At 32.5% G+C, this 2,230-nt stretch carries 2 protein-coding genes; both read right to left on the reverse strand.

Translation table 11 applies throughout. From position 1 onward, the window contains the following. Positions 1–140 precede the first annotated feature (140 nt). Positions 141–1,631: an L-lactate permease gene (locus tag AC3DU7_RS31705; protein ID WP_488043204.1), complete on the reverse strand. Its 1,491-nt coding sequence runs from the start codon at positions 1,629–1,631 to the stop codon at positions 141–143. A 284-nt stretch (positions 1,632–1,915) separates the two neighbouring features. Continuing rightward, positions 1,916–2,230 (reverse strand): iron-containing redox enzyme family protein (locus AC3DU7_RS31710; protein WP_488043205.1); only part of this gene is annotated, 315 nt, incomplete at its 5' end.

Raw genomic sequence — 2,230 nt, forward strand, 5'->3', positions numbered from 1 at the left:
GTACTAATGGTTTACCTTTGGGGGTACAAATTATTGCTGCACCTTATAATGAAGCCTTAATTTTACGGGTAGCAGCAGCGTTGGAGATGGAAGGAATAATTGCATTGTAGTTTATAGTTGATATTAACTTTGTTGATGCACTACCGAATTACGAAATTAGTAGTCCAAAAACCTAATATGAGAGCAAGGTAAACAAAAAACGCAGATTTGAGTCCAAAAGATACAAGTTGATGTTCACTAACAATATGGTTACGTTCAAAGTTTTTGGCAATAGTCATTGTTAAAACAATGATTGCTGAAGAACTGAATACTGCATATCCTGCTGCACTATTTTGTACAGCAGCAAAAAGTAATCCATTATCTATTGATGCACCTAGACTATGTTGAAGTGTCATCATTAATGCATTTCCACCCACATTTGAGCCAGTAATATTGCCACTAAGCATACCTAAAGCAGGAGTCACAAACATATACATGGCTTTTCCTTGAGAAATACTACTTATAAATGAAGAAAATGCACTTAACATTCCCGACTCTTGCATTAGTTGCGCCAGAAAAGCAAACAGAAATAAGCTTAAACAGGTCTTTTGGGATTTATTAAGAATTGTGAAATGAGATATTTTTACTTTTTCTAAAAAATACCAAATAGTAGCTACAATACCTACAAATATTCCAGGGCTTGTAAATACTGCCAATTTGATTCGTGATGTTTGTAATATAGCGATCACTGATAAAAACTCGGAAACTGGTTCTATCACTCTTGATGCTAGAATTAGCAGTAAAAGCATCAAATAAGGTGCTAATAGTGTAAGTAATTGGGATAACTTTATTTGTTTATAGTTTAATTTTTTTGACTTATTTTGATATTTATTTAGAATAATTAGTGTTGTCAAACCCACTGTTAAACCTGAAAGGACTCCAGCCAGTTCTGTTAAACCCAACCAGCTAAAAACATATAGCATTATAGATAAAAATAAGCCCATTGTTAGGGCTAAAATTAGATTACGTTTTATTCCTTCTATACCATCAATAATATATGCTCCAATTAAGCCAAAAGTGGGAAAAACAAACAGGCTAGTTAATGCAGTAGTAGCACTTAATTGATTAACTGGTTCTTGGCTAAGAGATGCTCCAACAATAGTTGCCAGTGCAAGAGTTCCCCAAGGCATAATATTCATTCCTATTATTGATAGCCGATAGGCTTTGTAATCTGGAAACAAGCTAAAAAACAAGGGAATTGATAAAAATAGAGATACACCAAACCCAGTTAAAGATTCTATTGCTGGAAGAAAAGCTATTAATAATAGAAGTGCTTTATGAGCGTTATCTAGCTGAAATAACTTAATCGTATCAGACAATTTTTTAATTTTACCTTGTCCTTCTAATATTGCATTTAGATATAAACCTGGTACGATTACTAAAGCAGCACTTATTGTCAAAATTGCCGAAGTAAATATAGCAGTAAGCAATTGGCTAGAATTGAGAGTAAACCAATTTGTAATTGCGATAACACTTAGTCCAAAAAAAATTCCTCCTAAAGCTCCAGTCACCGTATTTCTCTTCAAAAATAAAATAATTGAGATGCTTAAAATAACTGGAGTTATTCCAATAATTGCCCTAATTTCATTCATGTTTCTCTAAGTTGACTATTGCTCTGAATTATAGATGACTATACTGATAAAATTTATTTAAGCCAAATAGAACACAAAAATATTTGGATCTACCGTACCTGTGATGTAAAACTATTAGAAATTAATCATTAAAAGTCTTGCAAAGCAAGACTTTGAGTTCCTAATAGTTGAATTTTGTATATTTTTGGCTAAAGTCGTTTACAGATCGATATTATATTAAAATTCAACATTTTAGTTCGGTAGAGCCAGATATTCTTTGTCCTATTTGGGTTAATAAAACCTAGCTAAATAGATTTTAGATAATTAAAAACTCGTTTGTATTGTTGTAAATTAGCTTCAATTGCTTGATATCCACCAATAACTATTTCCCTAATCTCCTTTAGAGTCAATGTAGGACTTTGGTGTTCAATTGCAGTAATAATTTCTTTGGCATGGTGTGGATCTATCTTGGCATGTGCAGAAAAGTAGATTTGAATGTCACTTTTAGTAAGACCAACTCGTTCTAAGCCTTTAATAATCTTAACAAAGTGAGGTTCTACCCAAGCCTCAGTAATTAAAAAATGTCCGTAAGCACGGAATTTATATTGTGGTCTGAAAAG

This window comes from Okeania sp. (assembly GCF_983059655.1).